Origin of the sequence: Paenibacillus sp. AK121 (assembly GCF_019042715.1) — a bacterium.
Taxonomy (GTDB): Bacteria; Bacillota; Bacilli; order Paenibacillales; family Paenibacillaceae; genus Paenibacillus; species Paenibacillus polymyxa_C.
This window is the reverse complement of record NZ_JAHPJM010000005.1, coordinates 180592-196581: the sequence shown is the minus strand read 5'-3', so window position 1 is coordinate 196581 and position 15990 is coordinate 180592. Positions and strand designations below refer to the sequence as shown.

At 44.2% G+C, this 15990-nt stretch carries 16 protein-coding genes; all 16 read right to left on the bottom strand.

What is annotated here, in order from left to right; genetic code table 11:
- Positions 1–68: 68 nt before the first annotated feature.
- Complete coding sequence (miaB, locus tag KSP24_RS11540) at positions 69–1622, bottom strand: tRNA (N6-isopentenyl adenosine(37)-C2)-methylthiotransferase MiaB (RefSeq protein WP_216975165.1); 1554 nt, start codon at positions 1620–1622, stop codon at positions 69–71.
- A 297-nt stretch (positions 1623–1919) separates the two neighbouring features.
- Positions 1920–2492, bottom strand: coding sequence for a phosphate propanoyltransferase (gene pduL / locus KSP24_RS11535; protein WP_016821010.1), 573 nt, complete (start codon positions 2490–2492; stop codon positions 1920–1922).
- Between the two features lie 144 nt (positions 2493–2636).
- A complete protein-coding gene (locus KSP24_RS11530) occupies positions 2637–3722 on the bottom strand; it encodes a low temperature requirement protein A (protein WP_216975164.1) in 1086 nt (361 codons plus the stop codon).
- 188 nt (positions 3723–3910) lie between these two features.
- Positions 3911–4978, bottom strand: a complete 1068-nt coding sequence (locus KSP24_RS11525) for a dipeptidase (RefSeq protein WP_129549119.1) — start codon at positions 4976–4978, stop codon at positions 3911–3913.
- Between the two features lie 118 nt (positions 4979–5096).
- On the bottom strand, positions 5097–5357 hold the full coding sequence (locus KSP24_RS11520) for a stage V sporulation protein S (protein WP_007430104.1): 261 nt from the start codon (positions 5355–5357) through the stop codon (positions 5097–5099).
- 129 nt (positions 5358–5486) lie between these two features.
- Positions 5487–6281, bottom strand: coding sequence for a TIGR00282 family metallophosphoesterase (locus tag KSP24_RS11515; RefSeq protein WP_058710511.1), 795 nt, complete (start codon positions 6279–6281; stop codon positions 5487–5489).
- 76 nt (positions 6282–6357) lie between these two features.
- A complete protein-coding gene (gene rny, locus KSP24_RS11510; RefSeq protein WP_013309958.1) occupies positions 6358–7902 on the bottom strand; it encodes a ribonuclease Y in 1545 nt (514 codons plus the stop codon).
- A 361-nt stretch (positions 7903–8263) separates the two neighbouring features.
- The gene (locus tag KSP24_RS11505; protein ID WP_058829500.1) at positions 8264–9013 is read right to left on the bottom strand and encodes a regulatory protein RecX; all 750 of its coding nucleotides are present in this window, start codon (positions 9011–9013) and stop codon (positions 8264–8266) included.
- 211 nt (positions 9014–9224) lie between these two features.
- Positions 9225–10286 (bottom strand): recombinase RecA, encoded by a 1062-nt coding sequence (gene recA, locus KSP24_RS11500; RefSeq protein ID WP_025679773.1) that lies wholly within the window; start codon positions 10284–10286, stop codon positions 9225–9227.
- A gap of 227 nt (positions 10287–10513) precedes the next feature.
- Positions 10514–11782, bottom strand: coding sequence for a competence/damage-inducible protein A (locus tag KSP24_RS11495; RefSeq protein ID WP_058710513.1), 1269 nt, complete (start codon positions 11780–11782; stop codon positions 10514–10516).
- A gap of 95 nt (positions 11783–11877) precedes the next feature.
- Positions 11878–12465: a CDP-diacylglycerol--glycerol-3-phosphate 3-phosphatidyltransferase gene (gene pgsA / locus KSP24_RS11490; RefSeq protein WP_090735454.1), complete on the bottom strand. Its 588-nt coding sequence runs from the start codon at positions 12463–12465 to the stop codon at positions 11878–11880.
- Positions 12466–12673: 208 nt separating this feature from the next.
- The gene (locus tag KSP24_RS11485; RefSeq protein ID WP_013370750.1) at positions 12674–13165 is read right to left on the bottom strand and encodes a YajQ family cyclic di-GMP-binding protein; all 492 of its coding nucleotides are present in this window, start codon (positions 13163–13165) and stop codon (positions 12674–12676) included.
- Between the two features lie 144 nt (positions 13166–13309).
- Positions 13310–13474, bottom strand: a complete 165-nt coding sequence (locus tag KSP24_RS11480) for a hypothetical protein (RefSeq protein WP_013370749.1) — start codon at positions 13472–13474, stop codon at positions 13310–13312.
- Positions 13475–13558: 84 nt separating this feature from the next.
- Entirely contained in the window at positions 13559–14653 is a 1095-nt protein-coding gene (locus KSP24_RS11475) for a helix-turn-helix domain-containing protein (RefSeq protein ID WP_216975163.1), read from the bottom strand.
- Between the two features lie 30 nt (positions 14654–14683).
- Positions 14684–15457: a DUF3388 domain-containing protein gene (locus KSP24_RS11470; protein WP_013370747.1), complete on the bottom strand. Its 774-nt coding sequence runs from the start codon at positions 15455–15457 to the stop codon at positions 14684–14686.
- A gap of 228 nt (positions 15458–15685) precedes the next feature.
- Positions 15686–15940 (bottom strand): DUF3243 domain-containing protein, encoded by a 255-nt coding sequence (locus KSP24_RS11465; RefSeq protein ID WP_013370745.1) that lies wholly within the window; start codon positions 15938–15940, stop codon positions 15686–15688.
- Positions 15941–15990: the final 50 nt, after the last annotated feature.

Below are 15990 nucleotides of genomic sequence, written 5' to 3'. Positions count from 1 at the left end.
TTTTCACTTAGATGGTCTTGCACGCAGCCCTTTAATCAAACCGCATGCAGCCCGCTAGACTATTCTTTTTATCCGTTAACCGCTACTGGCGTTTGAACCAAGTCACCTTTAATGTAAAAGGTCATAGGCTCTGTAATTTTTACTTGGACAAAGGAACCAATCAGGTCCTTAGAACCTTCAAAATGAACCAGCTTATTGGAACGAGTCCGACCAGCAAGCACTTTACTGTCATTTTTACTCTCGCCTTCCACCAGCACTTCAACCACCTCGCCACGCAATCGACTATTAAAGCGTAGGCTGTTTTGATTCACAGCAATGTTCAGACGCCGGAGACGCTCTTTTTTGACCGACATAGGCACATTATCTTCCATCGAAGCCGCTGGCGTGCCTTCACGTGGTGAATAAATAAATGTGTAGGCAAAGTCATAGCCCACTTCACGCACCAGAGATAGTGTATCTTCGAACTGTTCGTCTGTTTCACCCGGGAAACCTACGATAATATCTGTTGTCAGAGAAACATGCGGAACAGCCGCTTTTATCTTCGCTGCCAGCTCCAAAACACGCTCACGAGTATATTTTCGGTTCATTTTCTTCAATATATCCGTATTACCGGATTGTACAGGCAGATGAATATGCTCCACCAGATTGCCGCCCTTACCAATCACTTCAACCAAATGGTCGTCAAAATCACGCGGATGTGAGGTCGTAAAACGTACACGCGGAATATTGATTTTGCGCATATCATCCATCAGATCCCCGAATCTGTAATTCATATCTTTTAAATCCTTGCCATAGGCATTGACATTCTGACCCAGCAGGGTAATCTCTTTAAATCCTTGACGGGCCAAATCCCGTACCTCAGCAATAACATCCTCTGGCCGACGACTTCTTTCCTTACCACGTGTGAAAGGAACGATGCAATAAGTGCAAAACTTATCACAGCCATACATGATGTTTACCCAAGCCCGCATACCCTCACGCTTCTTCGGCAGGTTTTCGATAATGTCGCCCTCCTTGGACCACACTTCAACCACCATTTCTTTGCTAAAGAGGGCTTCCTTGACAAGCTGAGGCAAACGATGAATATTATGGGTACCAAAGATCATATCAACAAAACCGTGTTTTTGCATAATCCGGTTCACAACATTCTCTTCCTGCGACATGCAGCCACACACACCGAGCAGCAGTCCCGGCTTTTCTGTTTTGAGATGCTTGAGGTGACCCAGCTCACCAAACACTTTATCTTCTGCATTTTCACGGATAGCGCAAGTGTTCAGTAAAATGATATCTGCTTGCTTCCGATCCTCGGTTGCCTGGTAGCCCATTTGCTCCAGCAAGCCTTTGATGGTTTCAGAATCATGCTCATTCATCTGGCAACCGAATGTATATACGATATAATGCTTGCCCTCACCGATATGTTTTAGCTCGTCCGGGACTGCGTTATCATACAATACCTGGACGTCCTCTTTACCACGCTGCTTTTCTTTCCTATGGTTTGGCTCCGCCATAATGTTGATTTCACGTCCACGAATACGAATCTTTTTGCTGTGCTCATCTTCAGAAATAATCTTCGCATCCGAGAAATCAAAATATTTGGAGTAATCTTTTGTTTCCTTAGCCATTCCCTGGTCACTCCTTACACCATCTATTTCACGAGCTCATTTGTGATTTTACTGTATCTTTAGGCATTGGTTATTTTATTTTAGCTCCAAAAAAACCTTTGAAAAAGGCATTACACTAAATTATAGCATGATTTATAGGCCATAGCCATAGATCATCCCCGGATACGATTCAGATGCAGTGTGATGCTAAAGTTTTCTATGTTTATAGGTAAGGATTTGTGTATGTAGAGCATATAAAAAAAGCCCGACTCTTTTGCAAGAATCGGACTTTTACAACTTGTGTATCAAATACGTGTATTAGTCTACGATTTCAGCAGTGTCACCGTTTTTCACACCGGCTCCGTTCGCTTCATCCGTGTCAATATGCATATCCAAAGCAAAAGAATCGGACACACGTGCAAGAACATTTTCAAATACAAGGCCACGTTCGCCGCCTACACGTACTTTCAGCAATTGCTTGTCTTTAATGTCCCACTTAGCTGCATCAGATGTATGGAAATGAATATGACGGGCTGCTACAATAACGCCCTCTTGCAGTTCCACTTCACCAGCTGGTCCTTTTACTGTAATTCCTGGTGTACCATCAATGCTACCGGATTCGCGTACAGGTGCCTTTACACCAATAGCAAAGGAATCTGTCCGAGAGATTTCCAGTTGAGAAGCGGGACGAGCAGGTCCCAAAATGCGAACCTTATCAAATTGGCCCTTAGGACCAATTACAGCTACCGTTTCATTTGCAGCAAATTGTCCTGGTTGGGACAAAGGTTTAAATTCAGTCAATTGATAGCCTGCTCCGAACAAGATTTCAATATGCTCTTGAGTCAGGTGAATATGACGGGCGGAAACACCGACAGGTACGATTTTAGTCATCGTGTGGTCACTCCTTTTTCTCTATACAATACTTTACACATCTATGCTATTATACTCCTATTTCGACAAGAAAGAAAAGGATAGCACATAAAGTTCCCTTTTTCGCCCTAACCAGCCATACATATCGTCCCTATAAAACTTGGATCAAACCGTCATTTTAGCAAACAGGAGAAAGAAAAGCATGATCGCAGCTACGATGAGATGAGGAACTACAATAAATATATTCAGAATAAACAGGACACAGAGAATTCCAGTTAAGAAAAGAATGACTCTGAGACGAGGTTTAAGGTGACTTAATCTGTACTGATGGAATACCAGCAAAACTGACAAAAAATAAATAAAAACAGAAGCAAAAGTAAAGCAAAGTACAAAAGTATAGGCTGCTTGCCCCAAAAATAAGAGCTGTATGGAAGCCGCAAGCATGCTAAGAGAAAGATAAATAAACAAATGGCCATAAATAATAGTCTGTCCTGCTGTTTGTTTTGATTTGTCTACGCGCTTCTCTATATTCTCAAAATATTGCCACCAGATTGCAATGACTAGCACAAATGTCAAAGCAGCAAATACAATGGAGGAGACTGTGAAATGATCGGATTGTAAAACAGAAAGTATACTTATCACTGATTCTCCAAGCAGGATTAAAGTAAACTGTGCAAATCGCTCCAAAAGATGCTCTGTATGGATAGGTGTGATCACCAGCTTTTTACGACCGATCAAAGGAACGAGGATATCCACCGCAATGCCAGTATATAAAATCAAATATCGAACCCACGAGTCGAAGAAAAGGGAGCAGCTAGAGATGACTATACCGACCCAAAGATAGGTTCCAAAAAATCGAGCTGTTTCCTGTTTATGAGCTGTTTCTTTGGAGGCCGAAAGCAAATATTGAACGACAGTCAAACCTCTTAAACCAATATAGCCAACAAAAAAAGATGCATAGTACGCATCAAAATCTACATTCAAGCTGGCAGTCATGATTAACACAAAAAATAATTGCAGGATCATAAACATTCGATGCGTTATACTGTCTTGACCAAAACGATTGTTATAGACAGTTTGCCCCACCCATGCCCACCAGATCGGAATAAAAATCAAAATAAACTTCTCTAAATTATGCCAACCAACACTGCCATGCTCAACATGTAGTAAAACATGAGTCGCCTTGGACACAGCTGCTACAAACAATAAATCATAAAAGAGTTCAAGCCAGGTAACCTTTTTTATCAACATGATGTAACGGAGCTCCCCTCTAGTATGGCGGTATAGCATGGTGCTGTCAGACTCGCTCCTACGTATGTCCAATTTCGGAAAGCGTTATTTTAGCCCCATGCAATCCTCGGATGCTCCAATTATTTCGTAATCGTTCTCGCTTTGTCAAGAAAATGCTCAGCCGAAAGCAACTGCTATATTAAGCTATTTTAAGAAGACATTTTAGATGGCAGATTCGTTCGCAAATAGTCCAGTGCATGTTCTCCCAGCCATCCCTTGACCAGCTCCTCAGAGTAATGCTTCAACAGTAGTTCTGCAAAAGCCGGATATTTCCCCGCGTGTTCCAGTCCTCGCACATGGGCCTCGATACCATCAAAATCAGAGCCAAACATCAAATGTCTTTCGCCACCTAATGAACAAATGTGATCAATGTGCGGTAGCAGGTCCTCAGCGTGCACTGTACCCTGCTCTTTCAGAAACATCGTGACAAAGGTCAATCCAATTCGTCCGTTACGGGCGATCAGTGCCCGAATCTGTTCATCTCGCAAGTTGCGGGGATGAGCACATTTCGCAAAGGCGTTCGAATGCGAGGCGATGGGCGGCAAGGCCGCCTCCTCCATCACTTCCCAAAAGCCTTGTACGGACAAGTGTGATACATCTAGCAGCAGTCCCATACTATTACAGCGATGAACCAAATCACGTCCCTTGCGGGTCAAGCCGCCTTCTCTAAGCTCCATAATACCGTCAGCAGCCCAATTTGCATAATTCCATGTCAGACCGATCAATCGTATTCCCATGGCATAGCATACATCCGCATAAAACGGATTTCCTTCCAGCGCATCTACCCCTTCGAGTGAGAGTAACGCCCAAGCTGGCTCTGTACGATTCGTCCCACTCTCATACCCATTCGTCATCTTCCCTGCTTGCTTCTCTACGCCTGTATGCTGTACTTGCTCCACTTGACGTACAGCGGACGTATTTTTGAGTGCTGCCAAGTCCTCTCTCCACAGTAGAGGTTTTAACCCGCCTGAGCTAGAGGTAACATGCTGCCTGAACAGTTCAATTTGACGAACCACATGCTCAAATCTTGGCGTGCCCAATACCTGTGATATATAAATAGCGAACGTTTGCAATCTTACGTTGCCTTCTAGCAAACGCTCTTTTGTGACATCAAGCGATGAATGACTGAAATCCACCTGCGAATCGAGCTGCATTTTACATAACACATCACAGTGCAGGTCAACAACTGGCCAATTCGCTTCAAACTTATCATTCATGTACCATACCTCCATTGGATTAAAGCCCACAAATTTATTTTGAAAACCATAATAACTAAACCACAAAGCAAAAAAGCCCGTTTACAAAACGTAAACAGGCTCAGGCAACTTCCATTTATTATCTTGGTTCTACAATCAATTTGATTGCAGTCCGATCTTCTCCGTCAATAACAATGTCTGTAAAAGCAGGAATACAAATCAAATCCACTCCGCTTGGTGCGACAAATCCCCGGGCAATGGCTACCGCTTTAATGGCTTGGTTTAGTGCACCCGCTCCAATCGCCTGTAATTCTGCATTTCCGCGTTCACGCAGTACTCCTGCGAGTGCGCCTGCAACTGAATTGGGATTGGATTTTGCTGATACTTTTAATACATCCATAGTAAGTACCTCCCCTGGGAATGATGATGGTTTGATTCCACTATTAGATGTTATTCGAGGGTCAGCAAAAAATTCCTGCTTTTTGGTGACAGTTTTCCTTATTCTTTCCTTAAGTAGCTCACAACAAAGTTAATCCATCCGCCATTCGTCTTCTTTAAGCCTGATTTTCTCAATTTTGCGGGCTTTTCCATCGTGATCATTGAGCTCTACACTGATGGCATGAAAGTGCCATTTACCCATGTCCACTTGAAAGCGTACCGGAAGCTGGGTCTGAAATTTCTGTAATACAGCCTCTTTCTGCATACCAAGCACGCCCTCATAAGGACCTACCATTCCCGCATCTGTCTGATACGCAGTTCCTTGTGGCAAAATCGTATCGTCATTACTTTGTACGTGTGTATGTGTCCCTACCACTATGGATGCACGTCCATCCAGATGCCAACCCATAGCAATTTTTTCGGAGGTGGCTTCAGCGTGAAAGTCTACTAGAATATGTTTATGCTTTTTGCGGAGCTCGTCTACAATGTCATCCGCTGCACGAAATGGACAGTCAATAGCCGGCAAGAAGGTTCTACCTTGCAGATTAACAATGGCTAGTTCCTTCCCCCCACCTTTTACCACAGTATAACCCCGGCCTGGTGTCCCTGGTGGAAAGTTAGCGGGACGGATGATCCGCGGCTCATCATCTATAAAATCAAATATTTCCTTATTGTCCCATGTATGATTCCCCATCGTAATCCCATGAACGCCCCAATCAAAGAACTCTCTAGCGATGGCTTGAGTAATCCCTCTTCCCGAAGCTGCATTTTCTCCGTTCACGATAATAACATGCGGGTTGTATTTTGATTTTAGCGAAGGGAGATTCTCCCTCAGTGCCTTTCTGCCTACACTGCCGACGATGTCTCCAATAAATAATACGTTGATAGAAAACCCTCCCTAGTCTGCCTTACATAATGAAAAGTGGCCCTACAAGCAGCGGCCACTTTTCATTGAAATGCTTTTATTTTGCGTATTCTACCGCACGAGTCTCGCGAATAACGGTAACCTTAATATGTCCTGGATAATCCAGTTCATTCTCAATCGTTTTCGTAATATCGCGAGCCAGTCGGAATGCTTCCGCATCATCAATTTTCTCTGGCTGTACCATGACACGAACCTCGCGTCCAGCTTGAATTGCGTATGATTTTTCAACGCCTTCAAAAGATTCGGAGATGCGTTCGAGCTTCTCAAGACGACGGATGTACGTCTCTAGCGTTTCACGCCGTGCTCCTGGTCTTGCTGCTGATAGGGCATCTGCCGCTCCAACCAGCATGGCGATCACTGAAGTCGCTTCGCAGTCGCCGTGATGTGAAGCAATGCTGTTGATAACGACCGGGTGTTCCTTGTACTTCTTCGCCAGCTCCACGCCAATTTCAACGTGTGATCCTTCCACTTCGTGATCCAGCGCCTTCCCGATGTCATGCAGCAAACCTGCTCGTCTTGCCAGTACAACGTCCTCGCCCAGTTCCCCGGCCATCAGACCTGTCAAGTATGCAACTTCCATCGAGTGCTTCAATACGTTCTGTCCATAACTCGTACGGAACTTAAGACGTCCCAAGATCTTGATCAAATCCGGATGCAAGCTATGCACACCCACTTCAAAGGTGGCCTGTTCACCATACTCACGGATTCGTTCGTCCACCTCTTTACGGGATTTTTCCACCATCTCTTCAATACGAGCCGGATGTATCCGTCCGTCCGCTACGAGCTTCTCGAGTGCAGTACGCGCAATCTCTCTACGAATCGGATCAAATCCGGACAATATAACAGCTTCCGGCGTATCATCAATAATGAGGTCGATTCCTGTAAGGGTTTCAAGTGCACGGATGTTACGGCCTTCGCGTCCGATAATCCGGCCTTTCATTTCTTCATTCGGCAATGTCACAACAGAAACCGTCGTTTCTGCTACATGATCTGCCGCACAGCGTTGGATGGCCAGTGTGATGATTTCACGAGACTTTTTATCCGCTTCTTCTTTGGCCTGCTGTTCAATTTCCTTAATCATCTGAGCTGTTTCATGACGAACTTCCTGCTCTACGTTGGTCAGAATAATACTTCTTGCATCCTCCATCGTAAGATTAGAAATACGCTCCAACTCAGTTACCTGGCTCTTGTAAATCAAATCAATTTGCTGCTGGGTTTCATCGATTCGTTTCTCTTTGTTGGCCACTTGTTCTTCTTTGCGTTCCAGCGATTCCAATTTTTTATCCAGCGATTCTTCTTTTTGCAGCAATCTTCGTTCCTGTCGTTGAATTTCATTACGACGTTCACGAGTTTCTTTTTCAGCTTCGGCACGGATGCGGTGAATTTCATCCTTCGCTTCCAATACCGTTTCCTTCTTCAGCGCTTCTGCCTCTTTTTTCGCGTTCTCCACGATTTGCGCGGCAGCCTCTTCCGCACTGGAGATCTTAGCTTCTGCAATAGATTTGCGAATAAAATAACCAATCCCGAACCCAAAGAATAACGCGGCTACAGCAACGAGAACGAACCAGATCGCAGTCATCATACTGTTCACCTCCCCGTTGGTTCCTCCAAGGCATTCCTTGGGACTTTTTGAAATTGTCACATTTACTTTGATCGTCAAACTAAGATAACGACACAAGGTCGCTTCATTTCATATGCACATGCTTTCACACGTACAATTCCGCCTGGCATAGCGGCATCACTTGTTATTTGGCGATGAGAACTTTACTGTGGGTTCCGCTTTTTTGGAAGGAAAAAGGGCACTCCACAAATATCGTTTCATATATATTTTATTATTTGACAAATGGCATTGTCAAGGGAATGCAAACATTAGTAGACTACCGTGCAGCTGTCCATATAATAACCGGCTTATCTAGCCAAAGGTTCAGCTACCGTTTTGCAACTTATTCCTCCCAATGCAGTAATTCCTCGTCTTCGAATGCTCCGTCTTGCTCGGCCGCACTGAGATGATTAACCACGCGGCGTGTCATATCCCCTGAATAGCCGCGTCTCATAAGAAATGGGAATGTTTTCCTTTTTTTATCCATTATATCACCACGTACCTGATTCCATTTCTTACGTCCAACCGACAATGCACTCTCCCACTCCTCATTGTCGGTGATCTCACCTAATGCTTCCCCGATAGAGGCTTTAGAGATGCCCTTCTGACGAAGTTCTTGCCTGATCCACATCTTACCCTTACGTTGGCTTGTTATACGCTGTCTTGCCCACTGACGAGCGTATAAATCATCATCTACAAGCTTCTCCCTTTGCAATCGTACCAGTATCTCATCAATAACAGCCTGATCCACTTCCTTTTGCGCTAAACGCTGGGCAATTTCCTGACGTGTACGAGGCTTTTGCCCCAAATAGCGCAGCGCATGTACATAAGCCTGTTGTTTTTCATCTGCCAGAACGATATCTTCTAGTTCTTTTTTGACGAATGACGTTCCTTTGAACATGTTGTACTTGATCATTACATCTTCCAAGACAGACAGTGAGTATGGACCAAAATGAATGATGTATCTTCCACGCTTGCGTCCCTGTCCCTGCTCCACTCTAGTAATCATCAATTCCTCATGATCTGGAAAAAGAGAAATCCCTTGCTGTTTATTTTCTTCCGAAGTGTATTCATCTTTATCGTCCAACTGCAATATGTTTCCCTCACTTTGAAATTCACGAAAGCAGCCTACGATCACCTGCTACGCAAAAGTTAGATTCTGCTGACAAAGCAGACTTTATTTGATGCAAAAATGCCCTGCACAACTGTGCAGGGCATCAGAATCATGCTATTTAAACGGACTGTACCATAATCCCTAGGCTACAGTTCACATGGCAGATCAGAAGCGAAGTTTCAGGCAAGCTTTATTCAAGCTCCAGCAATTCCTGTTCTTCCTTGGCCTCCTGCGCCAACTCTTCTTCTGTCGGTGGAGCAATTGTTGTAATCAAATTACTGGCCACCCGGATTTTTTGCTCGATCGTACTAGCAATGTTCGGATTTTCCTTCAAAAATTGCTTTGCATTCTCACGTCCCTGACCAAGGCGCTCGCCTTCGTAGGAATACCATGCTCCGCTCTTGTCGACAATGTCGTGCTCCGTACCGATATCGATCAAGCTTCCTTCTTTGGAAATGCCCTCACCGTACATAATATCCACTTCAGCCTGACGGAAAGGAGGTGCGACTTTATTCTTCACGACTTTAATACGTGTACGGTTACCCACGATGTCGTTACCCATTTTCAAGCTTTCGATACGACGAACATCCAAACGTACCGTAGAGTAAAACTTCAAGGCACGTCCACCCGGTGTAGTTTCAGGGTTACCGAACATAACACCTACTTTTTCACGGAGCTGGTTGATAAAGATAGCAATGGTTTTCGATTTATTAATGGCTCCAGACAGCTTACGCAATGCCTGTGACATCAAGCGCGCTTGAAGACCGACATGGGAATCTCCCATTTCGCCTTCAATCTCTGCCTTCGGTACAAGTGCCGCTACAGAGTCAACGACGATAATGTCCACTGCCCCACTACGCACAAGAGCTTCGGCAATCTCCAATGCCTGCTCACCTGTATCTGGTTGCGATAGTAACAACTCATCAATATTGACACCCAGCTTGCTCGCATACGACGGATCAAGCGCATGCTCGGCATCGATAAAGGCGGCTTGTCCGCCTGTTTTTTGCACCTCTGCAATAGCATGAAGAGCTACTGTCGTTTTACCGGATGATTCCGGTCCATATACTTCAATAATCCGGCCTCTTGGAAAGCCGCCCGTTCCTAACGCAATATCCAAAGCAATCGAACCACTGGGGATTGTTTCCACTTGCATGTGAGTAGACTCACCCAACTTCATAATGGAACCTTTACCAAATTGCTTTTCTATTTGACGGAGCGCCATATCCAGCGCAGCACGACGATCTGACAATAAACTCACATCCTTCATTGTTTGTACTTTAATAATACCTTGTTTTGACACGCTTGCCAAGCATTTTTTCGAACATACATTCGTTTTTTTTATTTCCCGCAGCTCTCTTCTATAATTATACCTTTCTCTTAAAACGAAAAAAGAACCGCTGGCAAAAAGCTTTGCAACGGTTCTTCCGAATAAGAATATTATATCATGAATATCTATCTAAAACAACTCATCGATAATTAAGAGAGTTTCTCGTTCTCTACCAATCGGCGCCACAATCTGTACAGGATAGCTTTGACGGATCGCAAACGGATGGTCTCACGGTTACCACTTAAATTCAGCTCATATACTTCCGTTTCCTTGTCGCGCTCAGCAATACCAATATACACCAGGCCGACTGGCTTCCGCTCGGAATATCCGGGCCCAGCTACACCAGTAACAGAAAGTCCGAAATCGCTGTCCATAATCATTCTTGCCTGCTCTGCAAGCACAAGGGCTACTTCCTTACTCACTGCGCCTGGCGCATGATCCCCTTCCAAATAATCATAAGGCACATTGAGCAATTTCATCTTCATTTCATTGGAATAACACACGATGCCACCTTGAAACATAACAGCACTGCCAGGTATAGAAGTGATGTGTTCCATCAGCATACCGCCTGTACAGCTTTCCGCTGCGCTCACAGTGAGTCCGCGCTTGGCCATTAAATCTACAATCACCTTCTCCAGCGTAACATCCTCACTTGCATACATATATTCGGAAAGACGCTGCTGAATTTGTACTTCCGTAGCCGTCAGCTTAATTAAAGCTTCACTCTCACTGGCCGCCTTGGTGGATATACGGATCGTGACTTCCCCTTCCTTGGCATAAGGAGCAATCGTGGGGTCCGTCTGGGATTCGATCAGATCTAACAAGCGCGTTTCAAGAGCTGACTCACCGATCCCTGCGAATTTTAGCATTTTCGAATAAATCGGCATCTCCTCACCGCTTAATGCCTGCTGAAGCAACCATGGTTTAGCATGATTTGCAAACATAGGTTTAAGTTCCTTAGGTGGTCCGGGCAAAACCACATAAAATTTACCGTCCTGTGCAATGGCATCCCCTATAGCTAAACCCGTCTCATTTTCAAGCGGAGTGGCTCCTTCAATAGAAAGCGCCTGGCGGCGGTTATTCTCGGTCATTTCTACCCCACGGTTACGGAAAAACTGATCCAGCTTGTCCATGGCAAGACGATCTATCTGCAATTTTCGCCCCAGTACAGCCGCTATCGCATCTTTTGTCAAATCGTCCTGAGTTGGCCCCAGCCCACCAGAAAACAAAATAATATCCGCACGCTTCTGAGCAAGACGTACCGCTTCCTGAAGTCGATCCATGTTATCGCCAACTACAGTCTGAAAATATACATCAATTCCGATAGTAGCTAGCTCTTGTGACAAATATTGGGCATTTGTATTTACTATTTGTCCAAGTAATAACTCTGTTCCTACTGCAATGATTTCAGCTTTCATCAATTCGTCCTCCTAGGATGCGTATAATGTGGGAATTATGTAAAGAAACAGCAATAAGTTAAGTCCCTATTGCTGTTTCCATAAGATTTATCCTGTTAAACTTTAGAGGAGCTCAGCAAATGGATATTCTTTACAAAGTAATCAATACCCGAATAAATGGTGATTAACACAGCTGCCCATATCGCTATTAAATCAAACGGAATACCCAGAAAAACAAACGGGAAATTATTTATGAGCAGTGCTACAATAGCAACGATCTGGATGATCGTCTTTAATTTCCCCCAATTGCTTGCAGCAACCACAGAGCCATCCAATAAGGCGATCTGTCTCAGACCCGTAACCGCAAACTCACGACTGACAATCACAACGACAACCCATGAATCAATTTTTCCCATTTCCACCAAAGAAACCAATATAGCAGTTACCAACAGCTTATCAGCAAGGGGGTCCAACAGCTTGCCCAAATTGGTGACCATATTATTTTTACGAGCCAAATATCCGTCAAGGCCATCTGTGCTGGCTGCTACAAGGAAAATGATAGCCGCAATCAGCTGATTATACGGCAGCGTGAATGCACCGATCTCAATCGGTGGCGGATAAAAATCAAAATCCACCAGCAAAGCCAGCATCATCACCGGGATAAGGCAAATCCGCGTTATTGTAATTCTGTTGGGTAAATTCACAACACACTCTCCCCTGATTATCGTACTTGATTGCAAATGGCAGCTTTCGGATTAAATTCAATCCTATGTAAATCGCTTTCGACGAGCGTTATACACCTCAATGTCTGCATTTTCGTTACAAGTATAATATGGCGCAAAACGCATGTCAAAATAACCTGCTGCACATCAAGCAACGTTTAGTCCTACAAAATCTATGAGAGAAAACGGCTTATTTCATGTTTGTAAATTGAAGCTCCAACGGCAGATCGGCTTTCCGCAGCAATTGAATAATGGCTTGTAAATCATCCCTATTTTTTCCAGTTACTCGAATTTGATCACCTTGAATCTGACTTTTCACTTTAAGCTTGGAATCCCGAATAAGGATATTAATTTTTTTGGCGTTATCCTGATCAATTCCCTGCTTAAGAGAAAGACGCTGACGCACTGAACCTAAAGAAGCTGGTTCCAATTTTCCAAATTCCACGTTTTTAAGGGATAGACCTCGTTTGACCATTTTAGATTGCAAAATATCAATCACCGCATTCAGCTTGTATTCATCTTCCGATGCAATCGTAAGGGCATCTTTCTCAAGCTTGAGGCTACTTTTGCTCCCCTTGAAATCAAATCTCGTTTCAATTTCACGCTCCGTCTGATGAACCGCATTTGTTAACTCCTGCATATCCATTTTGGAGACGATATCAAATGAATTTTCTGAAGCCATCGTTTCACTTTCCTTTCCACAACAAAGTTCAATATCTAATTATAGGCTAGTCATTTACAAAAATCCAATAATCCGTTCACTAAAAAGGCGTTCTTGCCAGTCCCCCGACAAAAACGCCTTTATTACAATTGCAGTTTAACATTTCTAATAGTGACTTCGTGTTGGATTTCTAAACATATCCAAAATTCCAAGCACAATGTGAGCAAGACCAAAGCCTAATATGCCATAGCCCCATGCATTCGGTGTTAGATAATAGCCCAGTAAACTGACAATAATCCCGAGCCCAGTCACAATCCAGCTGACGGTCATAACGTATACACCTCACTTTGCGGAAAATGAACTGACTGACTTTCCAAGAATTACAGTCATTAGTATTTCACCGCAACAAGGCGTTTATTCACCATCAGTAGTTGTACTAGAATCTGTCCCACTTTGTGTAGTATCCGTACTACCATTTGTCGTCGTATCCGTTGAACCAGTCACCCCAGTACTCGCTCCAGAGGAAGAAGCTTCTCCTTGCTGTATCAACACGCGAGTCGTCGATTTATTATCGGTTATCGGTTGACCGGCAACGGAAATATCCGTGGCAGAAGACCGTCCTGATTTGATATATAAGCCTTCTGGACCGATATCAAAAGACATGGCATCTCCACTTTTAGTCATACCATAGCTCAGCTTTTCTCCACGGGAATTTTGTCCCTTGTACACCTCAAGCCAGCTTTCGCCCGTTGCCTTAATATCAACCTTGACCGTGGCCCCCGTTGCACTGGAGACTTTGAAGATCGTCGTCTTGCCTTGCTTACCATCCTGAGCCACCGTTACTCCCTGCGCTGGCGTAGTCGTATCCGGCTGCTGACCAGTATTTGGAGTCGTCGCATCTGTAGTTCCCGTACCACCTGGCTGGGTTTCCCCGGTTTTTCCCGTATCAGGGGTCTGCCCGCCAGCACCATTTGGTGCCGTTGTCTGACCATTATTCGGTGTCGTAGTTGTATTTGGAGTAGACGTGTTTGGTGTCGTACTTGGCGTTGTGTTAGGTGTTGTACTTGGTGTACTTGGTGTTGTAATCGGCGTTGTGTTTTCTGCTGTTTTTGGAGTGGAATGGTTGTTACTCACCCAATAAGCATAAATAACCCCAACAATGAGAACTAGAAAAAGCCACATTAACGCTGTAGGCAACCATTTAAGATTGCCAATCGTCGCGGGACGGCTGGAGCGTTTCTGTGTAACAGGCTCCATGACCGCTTCCGGTTCAGGTTCAGGCACATTGCTTTGGTGCCCTTCCAGAAGCTCATCGGGATTCAACCCGACCGTTTCGGCGTATGTTTTAATAAAAGCTCTGACATAAAAGCTTCCCGGCAGCACTTTGTAATCGCCCGTCTCAATGGCTTCCAGATAACGTTTGCGTATCTTCGTCATTTCCTGAACATCGTCAAGGCTCAATCCTTTTTGCAGCCGGGCCTCCTTTAATTGCTGACCCAGTTCTGACATGTCATCATCTCCTTGTGTAATTACACTTATTTAAAGATCTTCTGTATAACTGGCTGTAAAGGTATCATAAATAATTTCCTCAGCCGGATTATTGCGAAGTTCAATAATGATATTGAAATCGTCAAAGCTGTATCCCGATTCACGCACAAATACATCAGGATGCTCAATCACTTTGGTACTTGGCATGCTCATAATTTCCTGAAGCAGGTGATAATGTCTTTCATTTGATCGAATTGTACTCACAATGCCGTCAATAATAAACACATTGTTTGGATTCATTTCTTCCTCAGAAAGCTGACTGCGTACCGTCTGTCGTAATAACGTCGACGACACAAAAGTCCATCGCTTCATTGCACATACGCTACTGGCAATAATGGACTCCGTTTTACCCACACGCGGCATCCCGCGAAGACCAATTACCTGATTGCCATCCCTCTTTAATACTTCACCCAAAAAATCGACCAGCAACCCAAGCTCATCGCGTGTAAAGCGGAAAGTTTTACGATCATCTGAATCCCGATCAATGTAACGGCCATGTCTAACTGCCAATATATCAACCAGTCTCGGAGCACGTAAGGCCGTGACTGTAATGTTGCTGGCTTTTTTTAACGTATCTCCGAGAATGCGTATTTTCTCGTCATCGTCTGTTTCGAGAAGCATCCCCCGTCTTTCGCCTTCAACACCGTTAATCGTCAGTATATTAACCCCCAGAATACCAAGCATGGAAGCAATGTCCCCCAGCAGTCCGGGTCGATTTTTATGTATCTTGTATTCCATGTACCACTGTTTCGTCTCTTCCGTCACGTTAGCACCTCATTCACATTCAAACCGTCAACAATGCCAAATCAAAGCATAATTGTATCATAAGATAGCATCATTCGACAAAACCAATTATTGAAATTTAATAGGCTATATTGTGTTGTAAGCCTCAATCACGTTTATGATATATAAATTACAATGGAATTACAAGAACAGCTCTGTAACCATTACAGAAAAGCCCCCCAAAAGGGAGCTTTTCATGTTGGTTCCTGCTTATGCGTTGCTCTTGGCTAATTTAACCATTAGCCGGGCGATGGTGTGACGCTCGTTCTCATCGGCAACTCCCCACAGTTCTTTCAGTGCGCGGTTGGAGTGGTTGGCTGGATCGACCTTCTCATCCAGAAAATCACCGATTTCGTAAGCAAGCTCTGCAATGGTATCTTGACTGATTCCCAGCTTCTCCGCTTGCTCTACACGCTGACCAAGGAACTTTTTCCAAACATCAAAATTCTGAACAACTGTTGACATACTTAAATCCTCCTTAGATGATTCAGATTTAAAATCAACAGTTGTAATAT